Source organism: Acinetobacter sp. NIPH 2699, from assembly GCF_022549355.1.
Classification (GTDB): domain Bacteria; phylum Pseudomonadota; class Gammaproteobacteria; order Pseudomonadales; family Moraxellaceae; genus Acinetobacter.
Map to the genome: position 1 here is coordinate 46,867 of NZ_JAKZGL010000002.1, position 25,892 is coordinate 72,758.

Annotated in this window: 23 protein-coding genes; 13 read left to right on the forward strand and 10 right to left on the reverse strand. The window is 42.5% G+C overall.

Translation table 11 applies throughout. The features are described 5' to 3' along the window. The first annotated feature begins 11 nt into the window (after positions 1-11). The 4 genes from ribD to MMP72_RS02185 all read left to right on the forward strand — a co-directional run bounded on the left by ribD (position 12) and on the right by MMP72_RS02185 (position 4,458). Positions 12-1,112, forward strand: a complete 1,101-nt coding sequence (ribD, locus tag MMP72_RS02170; RefSeq protein ID WP_241314106.1) for a bifunctional diaminohydroxyphosphoribosylaminopyrimidine deaminase/5-amino-6-(5-phosphoribosylamino)uracil reductase RibD — start codon at positions 12-14, stop codon at positions 1,110-1,112. Then, positions 1,109-2,401, forward strand: coding sequence for a DNA adenine methylase (locus MMP72_RS02175; RefSeq protein WP_241314108.1), 1,293 nt, complete (start codon positions 1,109-1,111; stop codon positions 2,399-2,401). The genes ribD and MMP72_RS02175 overlap by 4 nt, the downstream gene beginning before the upstream one ends. A 393-nt stretch (positions 2,402-2,794) precedes the next feature. Continuing rightward, positions 2,795-3,631, forward strand: a complete 837-nt coding sequence (locus MMP72_RS02180; protein WP_241314111.1) for an MIP/aquaporin family protein — start codon at positions 2,795-2,797, stop codon at positions 3,629-3,631. Between the two features lie 167 nt (positions 3,632-3,798). Next, positions 3,799-4,458 carry a riboflavin synthase gene (locus tag MMP72_RS02185; protein ID WP_241314113.1) on the forward strand — a complete coding sequence of 220 codons (660 nt, stop codon included), beginning with the start codon at positions 3,799-3,801 and terminating at the stop codon, positions 4,456-4,458. Positions 4,459-4,503: 45 nt separating this feature from the next. Here MMP72_RS02185 and MMP72_RS02190 read toward each other — a convergent pair whose 3' ends face one another. Genes MMP72_RS02190 through MMP72_RS02200 form a run of 3 tightly spaced genes read right to left on the reverse strand, consistent with a single transcriptional unit; the run spans position 4,504 to position 7,026 of the window. Continuing rightward, a complete protein-coding gene (locus MMP72_RS02190; RefSeq protein ID WP_241314115.1) occupies positions 4,504-5,130 on the reverse strand; it encodes a hypothetical protein in 627 nt (208 codons plus the stop codon). Between the two features lie 35 nt (positions 5,131-5,165). After that, positions 5,166-5,573, reverse strand: coding sequence for a DNA polymerase III subunit chi (locus tag MMP72_RS02195; RefSeq protein WP_241314117.1), 408 nt, complete (start codon positions 5,571-5,573; stop codon positions 5,166-5,168). Between the two features lie 4 nt (positions 5,574-5,577). Next, positions 5,578-7,026, reverse strand: a complete 1,449-nt coding sequence (locus tag MMP72_RS02200; RefSeq protein WP_241314119.1) for a leucyl aminopeptidase — start codon at positions 7,024-7,026, stop codon at positions 5,578-5,580. A gap of 157 nt (positions 7,027-7,183) precedes the next feature. Here MMP72_RS02200 and lptF point away from each other — a divergent pair, with 157 nt between their 5' ends. From lptF to MMP72_RS02220, 4 genes are all read left to right on the forward strand, one after another. Next, a complete protein-coding gene (gene lptF / locus MMP72_RS02205) occupies positions 7,184-8,284 on the forward strand; it encodes an LPS export ABC transporter permease LptF (protein ID WP_241314121.1) in 1,101 nt (366 codons plus the stop codon). Beyond that, a complete protein-coding gene (gene lptG / locus MMP72_RS02210; protein ID WP_241314123.1) occupies positions 8,284-9,354 on the forward strand; it encodes an LPS export ABC transporter permease LptG in 1,071 nt (356 codons plus the stop codon). The genes lptF and lptG overlap by 1 nt, the downstream gene beginning before the upstream one ends. Before the next feature lie 128 nt (positions 9,355-9,482). Further along, positions 9,483-11,027 (forward strand): 2,3-bisphosphoglycerate-independent phosphoglycerate mutase, encoded by a 1,545-nt coding sequence (gene gpmI / locus MMP72_RS02215; protein WP_241314125.1) that lies wholly within the window; start codon positions 9,483-9,485, stop codon positions 11,025-11,027. A gap of 47 nt (positions 11,028-11,074) precedes the next feature. Beyond that, positions 11,075-12,238: a S41 family peptidase gene (locus MMP72_RS02220; RefSeq protein WP_241314127.1), complete on the forward strand. Its 1,164-nt coding sequence runs from the start codon at positions 11,075-11,077 to the stop codon at positions 12,236-12,238. A gap of 43 nt (positions 12,239-12,281) precedes the next feature. Here the strand turns inward: MMP72_RS02220 and MMP72_RS02225 are convergent, their stop codons facing one another. From MMP72_RS02225 to MMP72_RS02235, 3 genes are read right to left on the reverse strand one after another with little or no spacing between them, the layout of a single operon-like run. After that, positions 12,282-13,712: a sigma-54 dependent transcriptional regulator gene (locus MMP72_RS02225; protein ID WP_241314129.1), complete on the reverse strand. Its 1,431-nt coding sequence runs from the start codon at positions 13,710-13,712 to the stop codon at positions 12,282-12,284. 21 nt (positions 13,713-13,733) lie between these two features. Then, positions 13,734-15,299: an ATP-binding protein gene (locus MMP72_RS02230; RefSeq protein WP_241314131.1), complete on the reverse strand. Its 1,566-nt coding sequence runs from the start codon at positions 15,297-15,299 to the stop codon at positions 13,734-13,736. A 17-nt stretch (positions 15,300-15,316) separates the two neighbouring features. Continuing rightward, on the reverse strand, positions 15,317-15,952 hold the full coding sequence (locus MMP72_RS02235; protein WP_241314133.1) for a response regulator: 636 nt from the start codon (positions 15,950-15,952) through the stop codon (positions 15,317-15,319). A gap of 208 nt (positions 15,953-16,160) precedes the next feature. Here MMP72_RS02235 and pbpG point away from each other — a divergent pair, with 208 nt between their 5' ends. Further along, complete coding sequence (gene pbpG, locus MMP72_RS02240) at positions 16,161-17,228, forward strand: D-alanyl-D-alanine endopeptidase PBP7/8 (protein ID WP_241314135.1); 1,068 nt, start codon at positions 16,161-16,163, stop codon at positions 17,226-17,228. A gap of 63 nt (positions 17,229-17,291) precedes the next feature. Here pbpG and thrC read toward each other — a convergent pair whose 3' ends face one another. From thrC to xerD, 4 genes are all read right to left on the reverse strand, one after another. Continuing rightward, positions 17,292-18,431, reverse strand: coding sequence for a threonine synthase (thrC, locus tag MMP72_RS02245; protein ID WP_004668218.1), 1,140 nt, complete (start codon positions 18,429-18,431; stop codon positions 17,292-17,294). A 108-nt stretch (positions 18,432-18,539) separates the two neighbouring features. Continuing rightward, a complete protein-coding gene (locus MMP72_RS02250; protein WP_004668219.1) occupies positions 18,540-19,841 on the reverse strand; it encodes a homoserine dehydrogenase in 1,302 nt (433 codons plus the stop codon). A 129-nt stretch (positions 19,842-19,970) separates the two neighbouring features. After that, positions 19,971-20,786: a DsbC family protein gene (locus tag MMP72_RS02255; protein ID WP_241314137.1), complete on the reverse strand. Its 816-nt coding sequence runs from the start codon at positions 20,784-20,786 to the stop codon at positions 19,971-19,973. Between the two features lie 133 nt (positions 20,787-20,919). Beyond that, on the reverse strand, positions 20,920-21,840 hold the full coding sequence (gene xerD / locus MMP72_RS02260; protein WP_241314140.1) for a site-specific tyrosine recombinase XerD: 921 nt from the start codon (positions 21,838-21,840) through the stop codon (positions 20,920-20,922). Positions 21,841-21,991: 151 nt separating this feature from the next. On the opposite strand from xerD, the gene MMP72_RS02265 reads away from it, so the two are divergent. From MMP72_RS02265 to murD, 4 genes are all read left to right on the forward strand, one after another. After that, positions 21,992-22,252 carry a FeoA family protein gene (locus tag MMP72_RS02265; protein ID WP_241314142.1) on the forward strand — a complete coding sequence of 87 codons (261 nt, stop codon included), beginning with the start codon at positions 21,992-21,994 and terminating at the stop codon, positions 22,250-22,252. Beyond that, the gene (locus MMP72_RS02270) at positions 22,249-24,102 is read left to right on the forward strand and encodes a ferrous iron transporter B (RefSeq protein WP_241314144.1); all 1,854 of its coding nucleotides are present in this window, start codon (positions 22,249-22,251) and stop codon (positions 24,100-24,102) included. Before MMP72_RS02265 ends, MMP72_RS02270 begins: the two co-directional genes overlap by 4 nt. Before the next feature lie 12 nt (positions 24,103-24,114). Next, positions 24,115-24,366 (forward strand): DUF6587 family protein, encoded by a 252-nt coding sequence (locus MMP72_RS02275; protein ID WP_241314146.1) that lies wholly within the window; start codon positions 24,115-24,117, stop codon positions 24,364-24,366. 161 nt (positions 24,367-24,527) lie between these two features. Continuing rightward, positions 24,528-25,886, forward strand: a complete 1,359-nt coding sequence (murD, locus tag MMP72_RS02280) for a UDP-N-acetylmuramoyl-L-alanine--D-glutamate ligase (RefSeq protein WP_241314148.1) — start codon at positions 24,528-24,530, stop codon at positions 25,884-25,886. Positions 25,887-25,892 lie beyond the last annotated feature (6 nt).

The window sequence follows — 25,892 nt, forward strand, 5'->3', positions numbered from 1 at the left end:
TTAGAGAAATCATGTCTGAGTTAAATCAAGATCGAACTTTTCAAGATCAGTATTGGATGCAACGAGCAATTGATTTAGCTCGACTTGGACAATATTCCACCAAACCGAATCCGAACGTTGGCTGTGTCATTGTAAAAGATGGTCAATTGATTGGAGAGGGCTATCACCCAAAAGCAGGACAACCGCATGCGGAAGTGTTTGCATTGCGTCAGGCTGGTGAACATGCAAAAGCTGCGACAGCTTATGTGACCTTAGAGCCATGTGCACATTATGGTAGAACGCCTCCTTGCGCTGAAGCACTGGTTAAAGCACAAGTCAAAAGAGTTGTGGTGGCATGTTCTGATCCAAATCCACTGGTGGCAGGCAAGGGCGTCCAAATTTTACAAGATGCAGGCATTGACGTTGAAACGGGTGTTTGTGCTGAGGTTGCGAAAACTTTAAATTTGGGTTTTCTAAAAGCAATGTCAACAGGTTTACCTTATGTACGCTTGAAAATCGCCTCCAGTCTAGATGGGCGGACGGCCATGGCTTCGGGTGAGTCGAAGTGGATTACAGGAACAGCCGCACGACAAGATGTACAGCACTGGCGTGCGATTTCAGGTGCAGTGATCACTGGGATTCAAACGGTTTTAGCGGATGATTGTGAGCTGAATGTTCGGACATTAGCGGGTGTTGATCTTGCAACGGTTGTTCAACCAAAACGAATTGTGCTTGATCGACAAGGACAATTGCCACTCACTGCCAAGATGTTACAGAATCCCAAAACAGTCATGGTGATGACTCCATTTCGGCAAGAACTTGCCGATTTAGGCGTGATACAATTAGCACCGCAACCTTTAGATCAGTTATTGCAGACCTTATCTCAACAACATCAAATTTATGATGTATTGGTTGAGGCAGGTGCGACTTTATCGACTGCCTTTTTACAACAAGGTTTGGTTGATGAAATGATTAGTTATGTTGCACCAACTTTACTTGGTCAATCTGCTCGGTCAATGTTCAATGCTCAATTGAACGAAATGGCAGAGCAGCTTCGCTTTGAGTTGGTCGATGTAACCCAACTTGGGCAAGATATTCGCCTAAGATTGCTCCCTATCCAAGAGATGATATGAATCCTGAAGCATCGGTTTATCACAAACGTCGCCATGCAGCGCGTACCACTGACGAATATCTTTTTCATCAGCTCGTACCTTATCTGGGGAATAAGCGCCGACTCCTTCATCTGATTTTAGAAGCGCTTGAGATTACGGGAACACTGAATAGTAAGAAAAAGAACCCACCAATTTTTGCTGATTTTTTTGCAGGCAGTGGCGTGGTCTCTCGTTTGGCTCGCCAAAATGGTTATCGTGTGATTGCCAATGATTGGGAGCCTTACAGCCATGCCCTCAATCACGCGATTTTGGCCTGTATTGATGCACCTGCATTTAAAGAATTAGGTGGCTATCAAAAAGCCATTGATATTTTAAATCGTTTGCCTGAAGTAAAGGGCTGGGTGACGCATAATTTATGTCCCCGCAATGATGATGTTTATGATCCTGCACGCGATCGACTATTCTTTAAACGTCGTAATGGGATGAAGATTGATGCGATTCGCCAGCAAATCGCAACGTGGCAAGCGCAGGGTGCAATTAATGATGTGGAAATGAGTGCTTTACTTGCACCATTACTGTATTCAGCAAGTTTCGTCAGTAATACCAGTGGCGTGTTTAAAAGTTTTCATCAAGGCTGGGGTGGAAAAACTCAGACCGCATTAGAGCGTATTGAATCTTTATTGTGGTTAACCCCAAGTCGTTTTTGTGAAATTGGTGATACAAAACGCCCTGCGGCAGAAGTATGGTGTGTCGATGCACAGCATTTAGCCAATCAAATGAGTGGTTTTGAGGTGGACGTGGCTTATCTTGATCCACCTTATAATCAACATGCGTACAGTAGTAATTATCATGTTCTGAATGCATTGACCCTATGGGATCAAGTGGATTTACCTTCACCCGATACCAAAGGTTTTAAGAGTGGTATTGATCGTGCGTGGCGTAAAGAACGTCCAAGTCCCTATAACTCATCTAAACATGCCCAAAATGCGTATGAGAAGTTATTGGAAACCATTAATGCGCGTTATATTTTGACCAGCTATTCGACTGATGGAAATATTGAGCCTAAAGATTTACTGACTGCCAATTTAAAGCGTGGAAAAGTTACCTTGCTGACTCAGGATGTACCTCGCTATCGTGTCAGTAAACAGAGACAGTCGGAACGGGCACGGGTGCTTGAGTTTATTGTGATTACCGATACTCATGCAAAATCAGGTCCGCCATTGCGACAATTACTAGGCCAGTTGTATCATTTTGCTGAATTAGGTGGCGTAGATACGTCAGGCAGCAGCACTCAGCTCGCACTTTGGTAAGACTAAGAAAACACCACTTTAGCTAAAAAGTGGTGTTTTTGTATCTTAAGTTTATGTGCTATCGGTTAATAAGATTAATTAAATCGTATTCTTAGATAAGCATCTGTTTTTATAGTCTTTATCTCTTATTTTTTAATTATATTTTTACTCGGTTTGGTTTTTAATATTTTTTCTTTTGTTTAGTCTTTGTTATAAATTTCAATGAAATACATGTGCTTGTGTGATAAATAATGTCTAGTCCTTAAGCGATTGCACTGCATTTTATAACTGAATTAATTTTACTATTCGGTTAAAAAAATACCAAAAAACATTGACCCAATATCAAAATAAATATAATTTCCCGACCTCATTTAGGGTCTTATCGATGAGAAGCGATGGCCAAGAGAGGTTGTTATGAGTCGCTCGGAACCCACCTTATTGGGACAATGTATCGCTGAATTTTTTGCTACAGCAGTTTTTTTATCATTTGGTATCGGTGTGGTTGCTGCGCTTAAGCTGACAGGTGCAGGTTTTGGTCAGTGGGAAATTAGCGTGGTATGGGGTTTGGCTGTTGCATTGGCGGTATATCTTTCAGCAGGTATTTCTGGTGCACATCTCAATCCAGCAGTCACCATTGCATTGGCACTCTTTGCAGGCTTTGATAAAAGAAAAGTGCCTTTCTATATTATTTCACAAGTTGCAGGTGCTGCGGTCGGTGCCTTATTGGTCTACGGACTCTACAGTAATTTATTTATAGATTATGAACAAAGCCACAACATGATTCGAGGTAGCGTTGAAAGTTTAGAATTGGCTGGAATTTTCTCCACTTATCCGCATCACTTGCTTTCAATCGGTCAAGCTTTCTTGGTTGAAATGTTTATAACCATGTTGTTGCTCTGGTTGATTATGGCAATAGGCGATGATCAAAATGGCTTGCCGCGTGGTGCTTTAGCGCCGTTATTGGTGGGTTTGTTGGTTGCGGTGATTGGCGCTTCTTTTGGTCCCTTAACTGGTTTTGCGATGAATCCTGCACGTGATTTTGGCCCTAAAATTGTTGCCTATTTCTCGGGTTGGGGATCAGTCGCATTCACGGGTGGTCGAGATATTGCTTACTTTATTGTTCCGATTATCGCGCCCATTGTCGGGGCTTGTTTAGGGGTGCTCGGCTATAAATTATTCTTTAGCCATTTTTTAGTGAGTCAGCAAGTCGAAGTGCCAACGACTGCTGAAAAGCACATCTCAGACATGTAATGGTGATGAGAAGAAGGCAATCAAATAACAGGAGGGTGATCAGGTGATCGCCCTTTTTCATTTGGCTGTATTTGCATAAGCGGATCGCTTGTTATCTCAAGTTCTTTGCATTAAGGTATCTTGATTCGCTGAGACTCACACTTGAATGAAGGTAGGTTAAAAGTCATATGTTTACAGGCATTATTGAAAGTTTAGGCAAAGTTGAAAGTCTACAAAGTGTGGGTGGTGATGTTCGTCTACGGATTCAGACTGATTTGGATATGTCTGATGTGCATTTGGGGGATTCTATTGCCACTAATGGTATTTGTTTAACGGTGATCGAGTGGGGCGAGAATTGGTATGCAGCAGATGTTTCTCGTGAAAGTTTAAATCGTACCACCCTTGGTCAATGGAAAGTTGGGCAAGCAGTCAATGTAGAAAAAGCCATGTTACCGACCACACGTTTCGGTGGGCATATCGTCAGTGGACACGTGGATGGTTTGGGTGAAATCACTGTCGTTCGCCAAGATGCGCGTTCATTGTATTTTGAAGTGACTGCACCAGTTGAGTTGGCCAAATATCTGGCAGAAAAAGGCTCTGTGACCGTGGATGGGATTAGCCTGACCATTAACCATTTACGTGGCAATATTCTCAGTTTGAACTTGATTCCGCATACGGCTGAACGAACCAATATTGGTACATGGCAAGTCGGTTCTAAAGTGAATCTAGAAGTGGATGTACTGGCGCGTTATATCGAGCGGTTATTGTTGGGTGACAAAGCTGCTGAGCAGAAAACTGAATCGAATATCAGTATGGCTTTTTTAGCTGAAAATGGTTTTTTGAAATAAAAAATTAGGTAAAGAAAAGCCCAGATCGACTGGGCTTCTTGCTCTTTATTTCTCGTTAGAGAATTCACTATTTTTCAAAATATATTCGATTTCTTCATTGGCAAGTAGATGTAGTTTGGCGCGAAATGCGGTGACGGCTTGTTCAATTAAACCTTCTGCTTCCAACTCTAAACGTACTCGAACACTTTCGAGTTCAGATAAAATTTGATGATCTTCGATAACAAGGCGTTGTCCTGATGCATAGTCAACGCTCGGTTGCTCAGGATTGCTTTGATAGCGTTCAGTTTGCTGTGCAATCTCTTGATCAATATGGCTTCGTAAGGCAACAAGGTTTTCAGTTTGTTGTGTAAATTGATGAATTTCATCCGCTTGTAGTTGTGCTGCATAAGCCGCTTCGGCTGCACGTTTCTCCGCTAATGCTTTTTCCAAGGCTTGTTGTTTACGGATGCGTGCCTGCTCAATTAGTTCCGCTTTAAGGTCCGCATAGGCTTGGTCAATGCGTTGTTGGGAGCGTTGCGCGGCATGCTCCTCATGCTGCGTCCAAGTTTGAATCTGGGTTTGTGGCAACAGTAGATCACAGATCCGTGCTAAATCTTCCTGATAGGTCTGGCGTACCGTTTCAGGGGTATTTAACCAACGTTTCTTAAAGTCCTGACCAACATTCAATGCCACAAGACACTCCTTCAATGATGTTATTGCATACAGATTTATAATTTAAACGTTCGGGCTTCAATACCTAAACGCCGATACTGTTTAAATTTTTCTCGCCCAATCTGTTTTGCGGTTTCATTATTTTCAATAATCTCGATAATGTGGCGAAAATCCTGAGTAAGTTCAAGTGCATGATTGTTAAAATTAAACACGATCCAATCATTGGATGTGGGGAGTTGCTCTGAAATACAGACTGCGTTATTCGGTTGATGAATGCCGTGAGGGATAAAGCTAAGTGGATCAAAAGTCCACAGCTTTTCATCTAGCTCGGTTTGGAGGTCTAAATTAGGACAATACCACCAAATATGCGGATGCTGATTCAGAATTTTTCGACATAAACGGCAAGCACTTTCGACTTGCCGTTCTGCACTTTTTTCAAAGAGATAAAAGCTGATTTGGGTCATATTTTTAGTTATTCGTTTCAACACGATTTGCTAAGAACTGCATCAATAATGGCACTGGACGGCCTGTTGCGCCTTTAGCTGCGCCTGATAGCCATGCTGTTCCAGCGACATCGAGATGTGCCCAACGATATTCACGTGTGAAACGTTCAAGGAAACATGCTGCGGTAATTGCACCACCATACGGCCCACCAATATTGGCGATATCGGCAAAAGGCGAGTCGAGTAGTTCCTGATATTCCTCCATCACGGGCATACGCCATACACGGTCAAGGGATTGTTCACCTGCATGTTGTAAGTCTTGTGCAAGTTCATCATCTGGCGTGAATAAACCACTGACCACTTTACCCAGTGCGACTACACATGCACCTGTTAATGTTGCAATATCAATCACTAAGGCAGGATTGAAACGTTTGATGTAGGTCAATGTATCGCAAAGAACCAGACGACCTTCTGCATCAGTATTTAAAATTTCAATGGTTTGACCACTCATGCTGGTGACGATATCACCAGGACGTGTCGCACGCCCTGAAGGCATATTCTCTGCTGCTGCGATTGCACCAACCACATGAATCGGTAATTGTGCTTCACATAGGGCCTGCATTGTTCCAAGTACAGATGCCGCACCACACATGTCAAATTTCATTTCGTCCATGCCTAAGCCTGGTTTTAATGAAATACCGCCAGTATCGAAAGTCACACCCTTACCTACCAATACCACTGGTGCTTGATTCACTTTGGCATTGTATTCAAGGGTAATGATACGTCCTTCACGATCAGAGCCTTTGCTGACCGCTAAAAAGGCATGCATGCCTAAATCTGTCATGTGTTGTTCGTTTAGCACATTCACTGTGAGTCGATCAGGATATTGTGCAGCGAGGGCCAGTGCTTGATCGGCGAGATATTCAGGGAAACAGATATTGCCCGGACGGTTGCCTAAGTCACGTGCATAGTTTTGTCCAGATTGAACTGCATGAATCAAATTCAATTGTTGATCATTCAATGGGCTCTGATCTGCTACCAGTTGGATGCTTTCTAAGACAAATTCATTTTTCTTGGATTTGAATTCATCGTAAGCATAAGCCGTTTGGGTCAAACTTAAAGCGAACAACTGATGTAAATCAGCAGGTAGCGCTGATAAATCGATTGTGATTTGTTTAAATTTAGTTTGTGATGATTTGATAATCGTTTGTGTGAGTTTTGCTAACTTACTGGCTTTTAACTCTAGACTTTTCCCAAGACCGAGCAACTGCGTGTTGCTTTGAACAGCGACTTGAGCAATGAGTGGAAGGCTTTCATTAAAGCCAGCTTTGAACTGTGTGGCACTGATTATGTCATCTAGTTGGTTGATTTTATAGCTGTTTAGGTTTTGTTGTAATTGTTCAGAATCAACCAAAATCCACAAAGATTCACTTGGTGTTTGCGTTGGAAATGCGCGATGAAGGGTAAATTTCATTGTTTGTATAAAACCTAATGGACAAAAAAGAAAGTTAATCCCATTAAACACTTTCAGATATGAGGTTGCAATCCGCAACAAGCGATAGGTTTTATATTTTTAACATTCGGGTAAACTAGCATTACCCCTCGATTGGTCTATTTTTGGAAGCATTACTTTGATTATTCGGCGTTACCTCGTCAAACAAGTGGTGTCCACTTCACTGGTTGTGACTGCCTTACTGACTTTAATTATTATGGGTGGTCAGCTCATTAAGATATTTGGGCGAGCTGCACAAGGACGTTTGGATGCTGGTGTTTTGCTCAGCATCATTGCTTATCGTTTGCCAGAGTTTTTAACCTTGATTTTGCCATTGGGCTTTTTTATTGGTCTGATGCTGGTGTTTGGCCGTCTCTATGTAGACCATGAAATGGCTGTGTTAAATGGTAGTGGTGTCAGCCGTAATCAATTGACACGATTATTATTGCCGATGACCTTTGTCTTTGTGATCGTACAAGCGATTTTAATGTGCTGGGGAGCATCGGCAGGCATCAGTGGCTATCAAAATTTGATGCAGACACAAGCCGTGCGTGCTGGTTTTGATTTGGTGCGACCGAGGGAGTTTATTTCCTCTGGATCTTATACGATTTATGCTGGTTCGCTTTCAGAAGATCGGAAAAATCTAAAAGATATTTTTTATTATTATAAGTCTGATCGTGACGATAAACCTGATCAAATGATTCTAGCCAAAGAAGCGACTCGGGTAGAAATGGAAAATGATACCGCCAGTGTCGTTGATTTGGTCCAAGGGCGACGTTACGAAATCTATCCTAACCAGCCACGATATACCCAAGCCGAATTTGAATCTTATCGTTTACGTTTAGAAAATGATAAGGATGTGAAATTTGAAAGTGAGGATGTTGAAGCTTTATCGATGGCAAAATTATGGCAGAAACGTGATGATTTTGTGGTCAGAAGTGAGTTGGGCTGGAGGATCTCGGGTCCATTTGTCATGCTGGTCGCTTTGTTATTGGCAGTGGCTTTATCTGAGGTGAATCCACGCCAAGGACGATATTATCGTTTGATTCCTGCGATTTTCATTTTTGCCAGTTTGATCGTGTTGATGATTGCAATTAAGACGCGGATTAGTAAAGAAGAGTTGGACGTTTGGGCATATCCAGTTGTATTGCTTATTTATGCAATGGCTGCGGCAATTTTTGCGCGTAAACAGAAATTGGCACCCAAAATCAAGAAAAGTATTCAGCGAGTGGGGTTGTAATGTTAGCACGTCGAATCATTGCCAAACATGTGACAAAAACGACAGTCCTCGCCATGCTTGGTACAACGCTGGTGTTATCTTTTTTGCAGGTATTATTTACTTATCTCGGTGAGTTAGGTGCACTCAAAGAAAATTACAATGCATGGCAAGCGTTCATATTTGTCATGTGGGGTGCGCCACGTTATCTCTATGAAATCTTGCCTGTAGCCGCATTGATTGGTTCGGTTTTGGGGCTGGGTGCATTGGCTTCAAATAGTGAACTTATCGTGATGCGTTCGGCAGGCATCAGTCTGTGGCGGATTGTTGGCTGGGTGATGCGTTCGGCATTGTTGTTGATCGTTTTGTCTTTTGTGTTAAGCGAATGGGTGATCCCATATACCAATGAACAAGCTCAAAGCGTCAAAAAACAACGTAGTGTTGCTGCTTTAGGTGAGGTCAAAGGCTATTGGTCACGGGAAGGACAGCGCTTCGTTTATATCGACTATGCCAATGCTCAAGGGCAGTTACGCAATATTCAATCGATTGATTTTGATGAAAACTATCGCTTACAGTCTTTTGTAACTGCTGAACATGGCAACTTTGTCAAAGATGGGCAATGGACTTTGGAACAGGCGCATCAAGTTGATTTATTACCCCAAGGCAACGCCATCAAAACAGACCATGCACAGCAAGCTTTGGCTTTAGCGCTACAACCGAAATATGTACATATGGTGACTTTGGATCCAGAAGATCTCTCCCCAAGTCAGCTGATTAGCTTTATGCGCTATATGGAAGAATACAGCCAAGTGCCGAAAACCTATGAGTTGGCATTTTGGCAGAAAGTCGCATCGCCGTTTGCTTTGATTGCGTTAGTGCTGATTGCGTGTTCCTTTATTTTTGGTCCATTGCGGCAACAATCAATGGGTTTTCGCTTGGTGATAGCCTTATTTACAGGACTTGGCTTCTTCTATCTACAAGATTTTATGGGCTACGCCAGTTTGGTCTATGCACCTTCACCGGCTTGGTTTGTATTATTACCTGTGGCTTTGATGTTTAGCATCGGTAGTTATTTATTGTATCGAGCAAGGTAAGCAGTCCGTTAATCGATCCATTATTTCTATGCTGCACATTGGTGAAAGCCATCAGCAAGGTCATAGAGAATTTGCTTAAATTTCGGTAAACTATGCCGATCAAATGATAGACACACAGAGAGCCCATTATGACGGATGCAAATGCTGGTAAAATTCCTCACGTTCTTGTAATTATGGATGGTGTAGGACATCGTGAAGCAGTCGAAGATAATGCGTATTTAGCCGCTAAGACGCCAAACCTCACTGCGATGAAAGCCAAGCATCCGAATAGTTTGATTTCTGGTTCAGGCGAAGATGTCGGCCTACCTGATGGGCAAATGGGTAACTCAGAAGTTGGACATATGAATCTTGGTGCTGGACGTGTGCTGTACCAAGACTTCACCCGTATTACTAAAGATATTCGTACTGGTGATTTCTTTGAACATAAAGTATTGGTTGATGCTGTAGAGAAGGCAAAAGCGGCTAATGGTGCAGTGCATGTAATGGGATTGCTGTCTGAAGGTGGCGTACATTCACATGAAGACCATATTGTGGCGATGTGCGAACTCGCGTTAAAACGTGGTGCTACGGTTTATCTACATGCATTTTTAGATGGCCGCGATACACCACCGCGTAGTGCCAAACCGTCATTAGAAAAATTAGATGCATTATTCGCGCAATATCCAAATCAAGGTCGTATTGTTTCCATGATTGGGCGTTATTTTGCGATGGATCGTGATAACCGTTGGGATCGTGTTGAGCAAGCCTATCGTTTAATGACTGAAGGTGAGGCTGTTCGTGTCGTCAACAGTGCGGTTGAAGGTCTCGAACAAGCTTATGCTGACAATGAAAATGATGAATTTGTCAAAGCAACTCGTATTGGCGATATTGCGAAGGTACAAGATGGCGATAGTCTTGTATTTATGAATTTCCGTGCTGACCGTGCGCGTGAAATTACCCGTGCTTTTGTTGAAAAAGATTTTGCAGGTTTTGAGCGTAAAGTTATTCCTCAATTATCAAAATTTGTCATGTTGACACGCTACCAAGCTAGTATAGATGCGCCGATTGCGTATATGCCTGAAGGGTTGAAAAACTCTATCGGGGAATATTTGTCTGGCTTGGGAAAAACCCAATTGCGTATTGCGGAAACTGAAAAGTATGCGCATGTTACCTTCTTCTTTAGTGGCGGTCGTGAAGATGAATATGAGGGGGAAAAGCGTATTTTGATTCCATCGCCGAATGTTGCGACTTATGACTTAAAGCCAGAAATGAGTGCCTATGAAGTCACTGATGAGTTGGTCAATGCAATTAACTCGGGTGAGTTTGACTTGTTGGTGGTGAACTATGCCAATGGTGATATGGTTGGGCATACGGGTATATTTGATGCTGCGATTAAGGCAGTGGAAACTGTGGATACCTGTTTAGGCCGTGTTTATGATGCGGTGATGGCAAACAAAGGGCATATGTTAATTACTGCTGACCATGGTAATGTAGAGCAAATGCAAGACTATGTCAGTGGGCAAGTGCATACTCAGCATACCACTGAATCGGTTCCGTTTATTTATGTCGGTCCTACCCAAGCAATTATTGCTGAAGGTGGTATTTTGGCTGACGTTGCACCAACGTTACTTCATTTGATGCAGATTCCTGTACCGCCAGAAATGCAGGGTAAGAACTTAATTACTTTAAAGTAATCTCCCTTAATCGCGGTTTATAGAGCGATTTTTTAGAAGGTGAACGTATGACTCGACACAACAACATTTACCGAGTGCTATGGGCAAGTTTGTTGATGTGTTGGGGGCATACACTTCATGCTGCTCCCTCTGGTTGGGGCGATGACACCACATCACGTAGTGCTGAAGTGCCGATTGAGTCGATTCAACAGTTTGTGCAGATTTATGGCATTGTTCGAGATAACTATGTCGATAAAAAATCAGATGATGTTTTATTTCAGCAATCGATTAAAGGTTTGGTGAGTGGTTTAGATAATTATTCACGTTACTTATCTGCTGAAGAGTACCGTCAACTGATTCAATATACCGAAGGTGATTTGGCCTCGGTCGATTTTAATTTAAATTATGATGCCCATACAAAATTGTGGCAGATTCAGGGTTTAAAAACAGGTTCGGATTCGAATAAGCTGGGTTTGCGCAATGGGCAAATCATTCTCAAAATTGATAATCAAGAATTAAAAAGTTTAAACCAAGACCAAGTACAAGGTTTATTGTATGGCTCAATTGGCAGCACCGTACAAATTTTGCCAGAAAACAATATGAGTACGCTGATCTTGGTCAGAAATAAGAAAGTCGAAACAGATATAGAACCTGTTTTATTACAAAATCAAGTGTTGATCCTTAAAATCAGGGTTTTTCAGCAAGATACGGCCAATGAAATTAAGCGACTGATCGAAGAATTTGGTTCGAATAAGTTAAGAGCCGTGGTGTTGGATTTACGCAATAATCCGGGTGGTTTACTTTCAGCAGCCGTTGAATCCGCAGATTTATTTTTGGACCAAGGTTTGATCGTGACCACCAAGAGCCGTTCCGAAGGCGATCAGCAATTTCAGGCTCTCCCTTCTAATGAGTTTCAGAAACTTAAATTAGGAATACTGATTAATCGTCGTTCGGCATCGGCAGCTGAAGTCTTTACAGCCGCATTAAAAGAGCATAAACGTGCATGGGTGGTTGGAGAAAATAGTTACGGTAAAGGTGTGGTACAAAAGCTCTTTCCATTACCAAGTGGTGCTGCGCTACAAATGACAGTATCTCACTATTACACACCGAAAGATCAGATGATAGAAGGGCAAGGGATACAGCCAAATCAAAGCTATGCTCTGCAGCCTGAAATGAAAGAAGACTATTATTTAGAGCATATCAGCGAGTTAGTCCTGAAAAGTAAGCCTTAATGCAATGAAGCCCCTGATCATCAGGGGCTTCAATTTTTAAGGATTATTCATCCTCTTCGGTATCTAAGCCGAATTTCTTTAACCGATAGCGTAAAGAGCGGAAGGTCATGCCTAATTTCTTAGCGGCTAAGGTTCGATTCCAATGGGTTAAGTTAAGCGCATTGAGCAGAACTTCTTTCTCAATATTTTCTAAATAACGTTCTAAGCCCTCAGGTGGAAGCTTTTTAGAACTGGTGCTTGGGCTGGCTGAATATTGTGCTTGTTCCGCATCTTCTTGAGCATAGAAAGATGCTGTCGGCATCGAGATCGGGCTACGTAGAGGCGCTGTCTGTAAGTGCGCTAGGTCAATGCTGTTATCATCGCTGAGCGTCATGGCTCGTTCAATGATATTGCGCAATTCACGGACATTGCCAGGGAAGTATTGCTGTAGTAAGAACTGTTCAGCACGAGCTGATAAGGATTTAGCCGATAAATCCCATTCCTGACTAATTCTCTGGATGAAGTGATTGGCCAATAACAGGATATCTTGCCCGCGTTCACGTAAGGGAGGAAGTACAATATCCATCACATGAATACGGAAAAATAAATCTTGTCTAAATCGGCCTTGTTGAACCAACTGTTCGAGATCTTGGTGGCTGGCACTAATCACCCGAAAATCAACATCAATTTCCTGATCTGAACCAACAGGGCGAATTCTCTTTTCCTGTACTGCACGCAGTAATTTAACCTGCATATTCAATGGCAGTTCAGCAATTTCATCTAAAAATAAACTACCGCCATGTGCAGAAAGAATTAAGCCTTGTTTGTCTTGAGTCGCCCCAGTAAAGCTGCCCTTTTTATGTCCAAATAACTCGCTCTCCATCAATTCAGTTGGAATCGCGCCACAGTTAATGGCGATAAATGGCCCTTCACTACGATTGCTTAGACGGTGGACGAGATTTGCGACGACCTCTTTGCCTGTTCCTGACTCACCTGTAATAAATACAGGGGCTTGAGAACGCGCAATTTTCTTTAACGCGATACGTAACTGTTGAATTGGAGCTGAGCGCCCAATCAGCAGTTTATTTTCTAAAGCGGTTTCAGCCGCCTCTTGTTCAGGTTGCGGTCGATTCAAGGCTTTTTGGATCAATTGATCCAAATGCTTTTGATTGACTGGTTTGCTGACAAAATCAAATGCCCCAGCTTTTAAGGCTGCAATCGCAATGTCCATATTGCCATAAGCGGTGAGTACAGCGATGGGTGTATTGGGATGATTCTGAGTGACGTGTTTGACTAAATCTAAACCGTTGCCATCTGGGAGGTTCAAATCTGTTAGACAAGCGTCATACTGAAACTCTGTGAAAAACTTTTTGGCTTGCTCAACACGGTAGGCGAGATGTGTCTTGATGCCCATTCGTGCAAGCGTCATTTGCATTAAGAGACACAAGTCCTCTTCATCGTCTACCAGCAAGACGAGTGGTTGTTTAGTTGTCATTCCCCGAAAAACCTAATTTAATCAATTAATTATTGAGCACTCAATCCTGAAGCATGCTCCTTGTTGTCGCTCTACATAAGTGAGCTTTGCATGATTTGCCTCACAAAATGTATGAGACAAATACAATCCTAAACCAGTTCCTTTAATTTCGGTACTAAAAAATGGTTTAAACAGCTGAGAAAGGTCACGTTTTGCAACGCCAGTACCAAAATCAATGACATCAATGCACGTTCGCCCTTCATTTGAGTGAACTTCAATCTCAATATAAGGGGCATCTGAGGCATTATGTCGCAATGCATTTCGAATTAAATTAATCAGCACTTGGCGTAATTGTTTGTCATCAAATAAAACGTGGACCTGTTCAGGAAGATTGAGCTGAATCATGTGTTTGACATCAGCTAAGTCTTCATTGCAGAGACTCTCAAAGAACATGTTTAGATCAATAATTTGAGGCTCTGTCGGCTTGTTACGTGCCATCGATAAGGTATCTTGCACAATGCAGTCAATCCGCTTGGCTTGCTTGCTAATCATGCGTGATAACATTTCTTGTTGATGGGCATCACTGGCTTTGAATAACTCATTGGCTTGAACAATCGCCGCCAAAGGATTACGAATTTCATGGGCAATGCTAGCCGAGAGTTGCCCAAGCGCAGCTAATTTTAATTGTTGTACTTGTTGCGTGAGTTTCTGCGCATCTTTTAAAACCAATAACACCAGCGCTTGTTCGGGAACGATCAAATGTTTAACCCGAATATTGACGGTATACAGACTTTGTTGTGACTCAAATGTAAATTGTTCACCATCCTCTAAGTCACTAAATTTAATCAGTTCAAATAAATCGGGTTGCCACTTCATGAGAGGCGTTTTTTCGGTCGAGACAGGCACGTGAATGCCTAACAGGGTATTGGCGGCTGGATTGGTCAATACAATATGATTGCTTTCATCTAGCACCAAATAGCCATCTTCAATTTGTTCAAGAATATAGCGGTTAATATTCTGGAGTTGGTGGATTTCAATGGATTGATGAAAGGTCAAGGCTTCTAAAAGATTAAAACGTTGTACCGCAATACGACCAATCGCAAATACCACGAAAAAGAGAAATGCCAGCAGAAGGCTATTGCCCAAATGATTTAAGTTGTTGTAATCGAGGAAATTGCCAATAAACCGTTGGTAAACCACCATGATGACAGCAAAAAGGGTAATAATCAGGGAAAGTCGAGCATCGAGTAAGATCGCGGATGAAAAAATAATAATGACGTAGAGTAAGCTGAGTTGCAGATTGGGGCCACCTGCTGAAAAGGTGATGATACTTAAGCAGATCACATCAATGATGAAGATCAATATCAGCTGTTTATTAATTTGTGATGGAACCAATCTTAGAAATAAAAGCTGACTGATATTGAGCGTCACATAAGCAATCAGCGTATAGAAATATAAAGATGGGTAAATATAATTGTTGGAGAGTTGCTCAGCAGTTAACAGATAAATAAGCAGTAAGCTAACGGAAATAATCAGACGATATCCGCTATACCAAGTGCCTAGTTGGTAAATGGTTTGTGACACTGAGGATGCAATTTTTCCCAACATAGGCGATTCACAAGTGTTTAAGGTTTAATGAGTCCATAACGAATCGCAAGATGGGTGAGTTTGACATCACTATCAATTGCCAGTTTTTCAAAAATACGATAACGATAGGTGTTGACCGTCTTCACACTTACAAATAATTTATCCGCAATTTCTTGAGCGCTAATACAGTTGACCACCATCATTGCCACTTGCATTTCACGTTCAGACAAAGCATCAAAAGGGGATTGTTGTGTATCAGAAAGATAGGAGCTGGCCAGTTGTTCAGCAATGTCAGCACTGAAATATTTACCACCCAGCATCACTTTGTTAATCGCACGAACCATTTCCGCAATCGGTGCACCTTTGGTAATGTATCCTTTTGCACCAGCTTTAAGTAAAAGTGACGGATAAGGTTCCTCGGCTAAACCACTCACAGCAATGACTTTGGTCTCAGGCGCACTTTGTAATAAGCGTCGTGTGGTTTCTACACCACCAATCCCCGGCATGTTTACATCCAGAAGCACAACCTGAGGGTGTTTTTGACGAACGATCGCGATCGCGTCTTCTCCAGATTCGGCCTGTCCAATGACCTCAACTTCTGGGTGGTCTTCTAACATACGACAAATACCTGTGCGTACGAGTTCATGATCATCAACAACGAGAACAGTGATCAAGAAGACCTCCTTTATCAAAAAATTGGTTTTTTGTTACATAAAGCAAAATTAGCTTGCAATGAAATGACAAAATTAGCAATGCTATTCTTCATTTTAAGAGAATAGTTGTACACAATTGTGTCTATAAAAGCTTTACCCAATATGCTCAAATGTAAGGCATAATGATAGTAAGCGCAAATGTGCAGCATCCTGAGTTGAGTATTGTGTCGTGAAAAATGCTAAAAAATCTGTCATGCATGTCTTAGGCATGTCTATCTTGTTGGCTTGGAGTTCAACAAGTTTTGCTGAATTAGTTGTCAATAACAATTCAGCGTCTTCGATTGAGAGTGGTTCAGCCTCATTGAGCTGGTCGGCCAGTGATGTCAATCAACTGATGAACGATGATGAGTCATTGGAGCTGCTTGCTCCACAAGGTTCTACGTCGGTAACGACGACGTTACGTAGTGGTGGTTCTGCTACGATTAGTTCATCCTCAACGCCGCAACAAAGTGTTCAAATCCGCGATACTTCTGGCTCAATCAGTCAACCCTCGGTCAATGCACGTGCTGCATTGGTGATGGATGCGCAAACCGGTGAAGTGCTGTATAGCAAAAATACCAACTCAGCTTTGCCAATTGCATCAATCACCAAAGTCATGACAGCCGTGGTTACTGCTGATGCTCGATTGAACATGTCGGAAGAAATTACCTTACAGAGCATTGATTTTGCTGGTGCGGGTGGGAAAAACTCAAGTTCTACACTGCGCGCAGGCGATAGTATGAATCGAGCAGAATTATTGTTATTCGCTTTGATGAAATCAGAAAATCCTGCTGCTGCTGCTTTAGCGCGGACTTACCCAGGTGGGCGTACGGCTTTTTATGCAGCGATGAACAGCAAAGCAAAACAATTGGGGATGACCGCGACGCATTATGTGGAGTCAACAGGTTTACATCCTGGCAATGTTTCATCGGCACGTGACTTAGGCATTCTGGTCAGTACCGCATCGCAGTATGGCTTGATACGCCAATTTTCAACCACACCGACCTATGATTTTAATCTCGGTTATCGTGTGTTGAAGTCAAACAATACCAACGCGCTTGTACGCAATGGTGGCTGGAATATTAATTTGTCTAAAACTGGCTATATCAATGAAGCAGGACGCTGTGTGGTGATGCATACCACCGTGAATTCACGTCCAGCGGTTGTGGTGTTATTGGGTGCGCCAAGTACACAAGCACGTAATAGTGATGCAACCAACTTGCTGACATGGTTAAATTCTTTACCAAAACGTGTTTAATTATCATTGAGCAAATAAAAAACCAGTTGCATGCAACTGGTTTTTTCATTTAAGAATTTATACTTACATATTAGAAAGAATCGAATCTTTCACTTGATCCATAGTTGCGTCAATTGACAACATCACGGCATCAGCGCATTGCTTGATGGCAGTATCAGGATCTTTTAAGCCATTACCTGTCACAGTACAGACGATCACAGAACCTTCAGCGATTTTACCTGCTTTAAGATCACGGATTGCACCACCGATCGACGCTGCTGATGCAGGTTCTACAAAGACACCTTCATACATGGAAAGTAAACGTTGAGCTTCTAAGATTTCAGCATCTGTCAGTTCATCAAACCAGCCTTTAGAATCACGTACTACAGCTTTTGCATGGTTCCAGCTTTGTGGATTACCAATACGAATCGCAGTTGCAACCGTTTCAGGGTTTTCTACAGGTGCACCACGTAAGAACGGTGCAGCACCAGCCGCCTGATAACCGACCATAGTCGGTAAGCCTTCTGGTTTAGGTCCTGTGAACTGATCTGTAGCTGCATCATAAATCACTTGCTCAAATTGATCAGCAGGTTGATTGGCAACAGCTTCAGTATAGCCCATCCAGTGTGCAGTGATGTTACCTGCATTACCAACAGGTAGGCAGTGATAATCAGGTGCACGACCTAAAGCTTCAACGATTTCATAAGCAATGGTTTTTTGACCTTGTAAACGGTAAGGATTGATTGAGTTCACAATAGTGACAGGTGCTTGATCTGCCACTTCTTTAACCAGACGCATACCATCATCGAAGTTACCACGGATTTGCATGGTAATCGCACCGTACATCATCGCCTGAGCCATTTTACCCATGGCAATCTTGCCTTCTGGAATCAAGACAAATGCTTTAATGCCTGCACGTGCTGCATAAGCTGCTGCGGCTGCTGAAGTATTACCTGTAGATGCACAGATAATTGCTTTAGAACCTTCTTCAACTGCTTTGGTCACCGCCATGGTCATACCACGGTCTTTAAACGAACCCGTCGGGTTAAGACCTTCGTATTTCACGTAAATTTCAACGTTTTTACCAATAATGCGTGGGATATTCTCTAGTTTAATGAGTGGTGTATTACCTTCACCTAAAGAAATTGCACGCGTAGTTGCAGATACAGGTAAACGGTCACGATAACGATCTACAAGACCAGTATAACGATTGGCATTCGACATGATGGTGTTCCAATATATAGATATTTTAAATCTTTGTTTTCAAAAGGGGCTTGGTGTTGTGCAAGCCCCCCTTCGAAAAGGGGGATTTAGGGGGATTTAAAAACCTGATTAACTATCGAGCGATTCTAAACGAATTCTTACGATTTCGCCATGAATTGCAGGTAATGCTTGAATTTGTGCAAGCGCTTCATCCATTTTCGATTCAACAATTGGATCCGTTAAGATCACGATTGGAATCAAATCTTTTAGGCGAGATTGCTGCATAATGGCATCAATACTAATACCTGTACGGCTTAAAATCGCGGTGACATCAGCTAATACACCTGTTTGATCTTCGGCATTTAGACGGATGTAGTATCCCGTGGTCATTTCTTCACGGCTTAAAATTGGCATATCCGCTAAGGCTTCAAATGCCAATTGAGGAATGGTACCTGCACCATCTTCGGTATACGAGATGTCACGAACAATATCAATCACATCCGCCACAACGGCAGACGCTGTTGGACTTGCACCCGCACCTGCGCCGTAATAAAGTGTTGGGCCCACAGCATGCGCTTGTACCAAGACTGCATTTTTAACGCCGTTTACATTGGCAATTAGCTGTTCAGCAGGGATCAAGGTTGGATGTACACGAAGTTCAATCCCGTTGGCTGCGCGGCGAGCAATACCTAAATGCTTGATACGGAAACCCAGTTCTTCAGCATATTTCACATCTTGCGCGGTGATTTTGCTGATGCCTTCGGTATACACCTTGTTAAATTGAAGTGGGATACCAAAAGCACAAGAGGCTAAAATCGTCAGCTTGTGTGCAGCATCAATCCCTTCAACATCGAAGGTTGGGTCAGCTTCAGCGTAACCAAGTTGTTGCGCTTCTGCCAAGACATCTGCAAATGCACGACCTTTTTCACGCATTTCGGTGAGGATAAAGTTACCTGTTCCGTTAATAATCCCAGCCAGCCATTGAATATGGTTGGCAGCAAGACCTTCACGAATCACTTTAATAATTGGAATACCACCCGCAACGGCTGCTTCATAGGCGATTTGTACCGCATTATCTTCAGCAGCTTTAAACAGTTCATTGCCATGTTCAGCAAGTAGGGCTTTGTTTGCCGTTACGACTTGCTTGCCATGTTTAATCGCTTCCATAATCAGTTCATAAGCAGGATGAATCCCACCCATGACTTCCACAACCACATCAACATCTGGTTGACGCACAATTTCCATCAGATCAGCGCTTTGCTGAATTCCTGCGAGTTGTAGATCTGGACGTGGACGGCGTGTGCCTACGTGTGTAATTTGAATTTCTCGACCAGTGCGGCGTTTAATTTCAGCAGCATTTTCTTGTAGTAATTTAAGGGCTCCACCACCAACAGTACCAAGACCGAGTATCGCCAGACGAACTGGTTTCACGTCACACTCCATTTTATTCAATCATTTTAATGAAGCTTGATCATAGCTAAAAAAATGCAGCGACACTAGGGCTAAGATCATCTTTAATCTGTCGCCCAAGTCGTTCTTTTCTAGCGGTAGAGAAAAGATTTATTTGTTTAAGCGTTGAGCGATTTCATCCGCAGTCATATAGCCACCTAAATACTCACCGTCAACATTATAAATTGCAGGAGTACCATTCACGCCCATATTTAAACCGAGTTGGTATTGATCATTAACAGGATTTTTACATTCAGCGGCTGAAACTGGTAAGCCCTGAATCGCTTGATCAAATGCAGCTTTACGGTCCTTACTACACCAAATCGCTTGCATAGTCGGCATAAATTGCTCACCACGAGGCCATGCAATATAACGAATCTCAATGCCTTTCTCGTTTATGGCAGGAATATTTTCATGTAGCCGGTGGCAGTATGGGCAGCTCGAATCGGTGAAGACATACACGATATGTTTGGCTTTACCGCCTTTGGCTGGATAAACAATCAGGTCTTCATTTTTTAATGAGGCCAAGTGTTTTTTATTCTCAGTGGCTTGTAATGCTTCGCTGACATTGTGTAATTGCTTGTCTCCCAAGCGAATGACATCCCCTTGAATAATATATTGACCATCACTGGTTGCATAAACAGAGCCCATCCCTTCAAGGTTGACCCAGAATAAGTTGGGGACTTCAGTTCTTTGTATCGCAACGATTTTGGCGTTAATTTTAGCTGTTTTAAAATTCTTTTCTAAGGTCGCGGTCAAACGTTGTTGCGTATTCCGCTCATTTAACGTGGATGCTTCACCTGTCGCAGGTGTACTTGCTGTGAGCGTATCTTGTTTTTGTGCTGAATTTTCTTTTGAGCAAGCACTGACCAATAATGTTGAGGCTAATGTACAAGCAAGTACAAGCTGAGATCGAGTAAACACCATAAAGAACCTTTTTGTACGTATTCATGTGTATAAGCGGCTTAGCATACCAAAAAAATCAAATGACTTCGTTAAATCTTGCTGACACTCTGTGAATGAGAAGATGTTCTCGTTGATTCTCAGATAAAAGGTCATTTCAGCCACGTGGATGGTGTTTGGTATGTAGTTGTTGCATCCGATGTTGTGCAACATGGGTATAAATTTGCGTTGTGGAAAGATCACTGTGTCCGAGCAGCATTTGTACAACACGTAAATCAGCACCATGATTTAAAAGGTGTGTTGCAAAAGCGTGGCGTAAGGTATGAGGCGATAGTTCAGTCTGAATATTGGCTTGTAGCGCATAGCGTTTAATCGCATACCAAAAATTTTGACGACTCATAATTCCACCCTGTTGGGTCAAAAATAAATAATCGGTACTGCTTTTATACAATTGTGGTCGAGATTCTGCTAAATATTTTTCAATCCACTCGCAAGCATATTGCCCAAGTGGCACAAGACGTTCTTTATTGCCTTTACCAGTAATACGCAAGAACCCCTGTTTGAGGTTGATCAGTTCTAAACGCAGATTGAGTAACTCCGAAACACGTAAACCACAGGCATATAAAACCTCTAACATGGCACGATCTCTTAATCCTAAAGCCGTTTCAACGTTTGGTGCTTGAATTAAAGCTTCTACATCCTGTTCGGATAAGTCTTTGGGGAGCGCCCGACCGATTTTCGGTGATTGATGCGTGGCAACAGGATTGTCATCTCTGAGTTTTTGTTCTCTTAAAAATTTATAAAATTGACGTAAAGCGGACAAGCAGCGTGCGATAGAGCGAGGGCTCTTGCCCGCTTTGGTCAATGCAATCAATACATCCGCAATATCATCACTGCTCCATTGTGGTAATAAGCCATTTTTGTGTAATTCACTACATTGAATCAGATCGGATAAATACGCATTGCGAGTATGGGGGCTTACGGTTTGTGCTACTAAATAATCACGAAAACCCTGTAAAAAACTTAAATGTTCGGGGATGGTCACAGCGACAGGGATGCGCGGTTTTTTATTTAACATGACAGTTCAGATATGCATTATTTGTTGGCACTGTAAAAGAAAACAAAAGGCTTGTCGATTGAAGGATTCTTGTAAATGTCATTGAGACTGCTTTTGGTAATTATTCTCATTTGTCTGTATACTTGATGAAAAAGGTTTATGGTGAGAAGTAGTGCGTTTATCAGCATTAAAAGTCAAGCAAACAGCGGTGATTACCAACGTCAATCGCTCAGTCGATGATACGGAACATGCAGATCTTGTGGCGGTTCGTTTAGAGAGTTTAGGCTTTGTGCCAGGTACACAAGTACAAGTGGTGACCAAAGGTATTTTTGGTGGTGACCCAATTCTAATCCAGATCGGTTTTACGCGCTTCGCATTGCGTAAAGCTGAAGCCGACAAAATTGAGATTCAACTAGAAGGAGTACCTGCATGAGTGATGCGCTACGTGTTGCCCTTGTGGGAAATCCAAACTGTGGTAAGACCTCTTTATTTAACCATTTGACAGGAACCCGTCAGAAAGTTGCCAACTATGCGGGTGTAACGGTTGAGCGTAAGGTTGGACATTTCCAGTTACCGTCAGGCAAAAGTGTACGTGTACTCGATTTGCCGGGAACTTATAGCCTACAAGCAACCAGTCCAGATGAAGAAATTACCCGTGATGTTTGCAACGGTACAATTGCAGAAGAAGGGCAGCAAGATGCCTTCTTATGTGTGGTGGATGCAACCAATTTAAAACTACATCTGGGTTTAGTTTTAGAAATGATTGAGCTTGGGCGTCCGATACTGGTTGTATTGAACATGATGGATGAGGCACGTCGTCGTGGTATCCAGATCAATACACAGAAGCTATCACAACGCTTAGGTGTACCTGTGGTTGAAACGGTTGCTGTACGCAACGCAGGTATCGAGAATTTACGACATGCTTTAGAACAAGAAAAATATTCAATCCCGCAAACTGAGCTCAGTGGTTTGACTGGTGAGCATCATCAGAAAATCGAAGTGATTTTCAAAGACGTGGTGAGCTTTGTTGATCAGGAAGATAAACGTACTGATTTTCTGGATAAAATATTTTTACATCCAGTGTTGGGTCTACTCAGCCTTGCTGTAATGATGTTTGTTGTGTTCCAAGCTGTTTTTGCTTGGGCTGCGCCTTTTATGGATGGTATTGAGGACTTTTTTGCTTGGTTCGGTGAGATATTGGGCGAATCCATTGCGAATCCGTTGCTGAACAGTTTAGTGGTGGATGGGATTATTGCTGGGGCGGGCAGTGTGGTGGTGTTTTTGCCACAAATTTTAATTCTATTCTTCTTTATTTTGGTGTTAGAAGAATCGGGTTATTTACCCCGCGCGGCATTTTTACTTGATAAATTAATGTTTAAAGCAGGTTTGAGCGGGCGTGCGTTTATTCCGTTATTGTCTAGCTTTGCTTGCGCAATTCCAGGAATTATGGCGACGCGGAGTATTAGCGACCATCGGGATCGTTTTACCACGATTATGGTTGCGCCGTTGATGACCTGTTCTGCGCGCTTACCTGTTTATGCGCTGTTAATTGCTGCATTTATTCCAAGTCAAACCGTGTTGGGGATTTTTAATCTGCAAGGTTTGGTGCTGTTCGGTTTATATATGGCAGGTATTGTCAGTGCTTTGTGTGTTGCCTTTGTGACGAAGTTTTTACAAAAGGATAAATCACAGCATGCATTGTTACTGGAGTTACCAAGTTATCGTATTCCCGACATCAGAAGTGTGGCAATTGGTTTATTAGACCGAGGCAAAATTTTCTTAAAACGCGTCGGTGGAATCATTTTCGCCCTCTCGATTTTACTTTGGTTTTTGTGTACCTTCCCTCAAGCGCCAGAAGACGCAACTCGAGCAGCGATTGATTATAGTTTTGCTGGGATGTTGGGTCATTTGATGCAACCTATTTTTGCGCCACTTGGTTTTAACTGGCAAATTTGTATTGCATTGATCCCCGCAATGGCGGCACGTGAAGTGGTGGTTGCCGCATTAGGTACTGTTTATGCATTGTCTGGTGCTGATGATGATGCCATTGCCGAGGGTTTGGCGAGCTTAATCAGTGCTGATGGTTCAGGTTGGTCATTGGCAACAGGTTTGTCTTTATTGGTGTGGTTTATTTATGCACCGCACTGCCTCGCGACTTTGGCAACGGTACGTCGTGAAACAGGTTCTTGGAAACATGTGAGCATCATGACGGCTTATCTGTTTGGATTGGCTTATTTGATGTCTTTCTTCACTTACCAAATCGCATCAAGCATTTGGGGTTAAAAGGAGAAGCTTATGTTTGAATACTTCATTATTGCGGTACTGCTGCTATGGAGTACCACTGTTGTTTTTAAAAAGGTATTTCCTCAAACAGCAGGTTCAGTATTTCTTGCTGTGTCAAATCTGTGCCAGCGTTTAGGTTGGCAGCGTTTGGCGAAATGGTTAAAACCTAAAGCGGTGGCGGGTTGTGGTGGAAATTGTGGTTGCCCTACTGATGAAGCGACCGCTAAAAAGCCAGAAGCCATTCAAACGGTGAAATGGCGTTAGAAATCTACTGATTGCCCATATTTAAGGATATGGGCAATTTTTTTAATGGTTTTACGCACTGACACAAAAAAGACTGAATAAAACTAAAACTGAAAAAGCATTTAAAACAGTAAAGTGCTAACATTTTTGCCATTCCGTGATCCGTAATAAATGGGGCAAAAATGTTAATACAACGTGGTGGATTAAAAGTTGTGGCAGGCTTGGGTATTTCAGGCGTGTCAGCAGTAAACTTTCTGCATGAACAAGGCTACCAAGTTGCAGTAACGGACTCTCGAACAACACCCCCAGGACACGATCAAATTCCTGAAAACGTGCGAACGAGTTTTGGAAAATTAGATACGGATCTTTTGCTTCAAGCAGAAGAAATTATTTTAAGTCCCGGGCTTGCTCCACAACTGCCAGAGATTCAACAAGCGATTGCCCAAGGAATTCCTGTGGTGAGTGATATCCAGTTACTCCGCCGCGTGACTGAAGTTCCTATTGTTGCGATTACAGGGTCAAATGCAAAAAGTACAGTGACGACACTCATCGGTTTAATGGCCGCAGATGCGGGCAGGGAAGTGGCTGTAGGGGGTAATCTTGGGCGTCCAGCGTTGGATTTACTCAAGGATCAACCTGAACTGATTGTATTGGAGCTTTCGAGTTTTCAACTTGAAACCACTTCGCATCTCAATGCAGATGTGGCTGTGTTGCTCAATATGAGTGAAGATCATTTAGATCGTCATGGTGATATGTTGGGTTATCACAAAGCCAAGCATCGTATTTTCCAAGGTGTCAAAAAGGTCGTGCATAACCGTGATGATAGTTTGAGTCGTCCATTGGTTCCAGATGTGATACCGATGCAAAGTTTTGGGCTGAATGCACCTGATTTAAATCAATATGGTGTGCTTCGAGAAGCCGATGGCGGGATGTGGTTGGCACGAGGCCGTGAACGCTTGATCAAAAGCTCGGATCTTTATATTCAAGGTCTGCACAATATTGCCAATGCACTGGCTTGTTTGGCACTTGGTGAAGCCATTGGCTTAGAAATGTCATCTATGCTTGAAACACTGAAAACCTTTAAAGGTTTAGAACATCGTTGTGAATATGTTGAAACTGTTGCTGGTGTACGTTATTACAATGATTCTAAAGGTACCAACGTCGGCGCAACACTGGCTGCTATTGATGGTCTAGGTGCTGCTATTGAAGCCAACAAAGGTAAACTGGCATTGATCGTAGGTGGTCAAGGCAAAGGACAAGATTTCAAGCCGTTACGTGATGCAATACAAAAATATGTGAAGCAGGTGATACTGATCGGTGAAGATGCGGCAGTGATTGAACAAGCACTACAAGGTACGACGGCCATCCAACATGCGAGTAGCTTAAAAGAGGCGGTAGATGCTGCTCAGAAAGCAACTCAAGCAGAAGATGTGGTGTTACTTTCTCCTGCGTGTGCAAGCTTTGATATGTTTAAAAGCTATAATGACCGTGGACATCAATTCGTGGCATGTGTACATGCCTTGAATGAAAATAAAAACTAGGAACAA

Excerpts from the sequence above, each read along its gene's own strand:
- ribD (WP_241314106.1), top strand. The coding sequence starts at position 12 with ATGTCTGAGTTAAATCAAGATCGAACTTTTCAAGATCAGTATTGGATG.
- MMP72_RS02175 (WP_241314108.1), top strand. The coding sequence starts at position 1,109 with ATGAATCCTGAAGCATCGGTTTATCACAAACGTCGCCATGCAGCGCGT.
- MMP72_RS02180 (WP_241314111.1), top strand. The coding sequence starts at position 2,795 with ATGAGTCGCTCGGAACCCACCTTATTGGGACAATGTATCGCTGAATTT.
- MMP72_RS02185 (WP_241314113.1), top strand. The coding sequence starts at position 3,799 with ATGTTTACAGGCATTATTGAAAGTTTAGGCAAAGTTGAAAGTCTACAA.
- MMP72_RS02195 (WP_241314117.1), bottom strand. The coding sequence starts at position 5,573 with ATGACCCAAATCAGCTTTTATCTCTTTGAAAAAAGTGCAGAACGGCAA.
- MMP72_RS02200 (WP_241314119.1), bottom strand. The coding sequence starts at position 7,026 with ATGAAATTTACCCTTCATCGCGCATTTCCAACGCAAACACCAAGTGAA.
- lptG (WP_241314123.1), top strand. The coding sequence starts at position 8,284 with ATGTTAGCACGTCGAATCATTGCCAAACATGTGACAAAAACGACAGTC.
- gpmI (WP_241314125.1), top strand. The coding sequence starts at position 9,483 with ATGACGGATGCAAATGCTGGTAAAATTCCTCACGTTCTTGTAATTATG.
- MMP72_RS02220 (WP_241314127.1), top strand. The coding sequence starts at position 11,075 with ATGACTCGACACAACAACATTTACCGAGTGCTATGGGCAAGTTTGTTG.
- MMP72_RS02225 (WP_241314129.1), bottom strand. The coding sequence starts at position 13,712 with ATGACAACTAAACAACCACTCGTCTTGCTGGTAGACGATGAAGAGGAC.
- MMP72_RS02230 (WP_241314131.1), bottom strand. The coding sequence starts at position 15,299 with ATGTTGGGAAAAATTGCATCCTCAGTGTCACAAACCATTTACCAACTA.
- thrC (WP_004668218.1), bottom strand. The coding sequence starts at position 18,431 with ATGTCGAATGCCAATCGTTATACTGGTCTTGTAGATCGTTATCGTGAC.
- MMP72_RS02255 (WP_241314137.1), bottom strand. The coding sequence starts at position 20,786 with ATGGTGTTTACTCGATCTCAGCTTGTACTTGCTTGTACATTAGCCTCA.
- xerD (WP_241314140.1), bottom strand. The coding sequence starts at position 21,840 with ATGTTAAATAAAAAACCGCGCATCCCTGTCGCTGTGACCATCCCCGAA.
- MMP72_RS02270 (WP_241314144.1), top strand. The coding sequence starts at position 22,249 with ATGAGTGATGCGCTACGTGTTGCCCTTGTGGGAAATCCAAACTGTGGT.
- MMP72_RS02275 (WP_241314146.1), top strand. The coding sequence starts at position 24,115 with ATGTTTGAATACTTCATTATTGCGGTACTGCTGCTATGGAGTACCACT.
- murD (WP_241314148.1), top strand. The coding sequence starts at position 24,528 with ATGTTAATACAACGTGGTGGATTAAAAGTTGTGGCAGGCTTGGGTATT.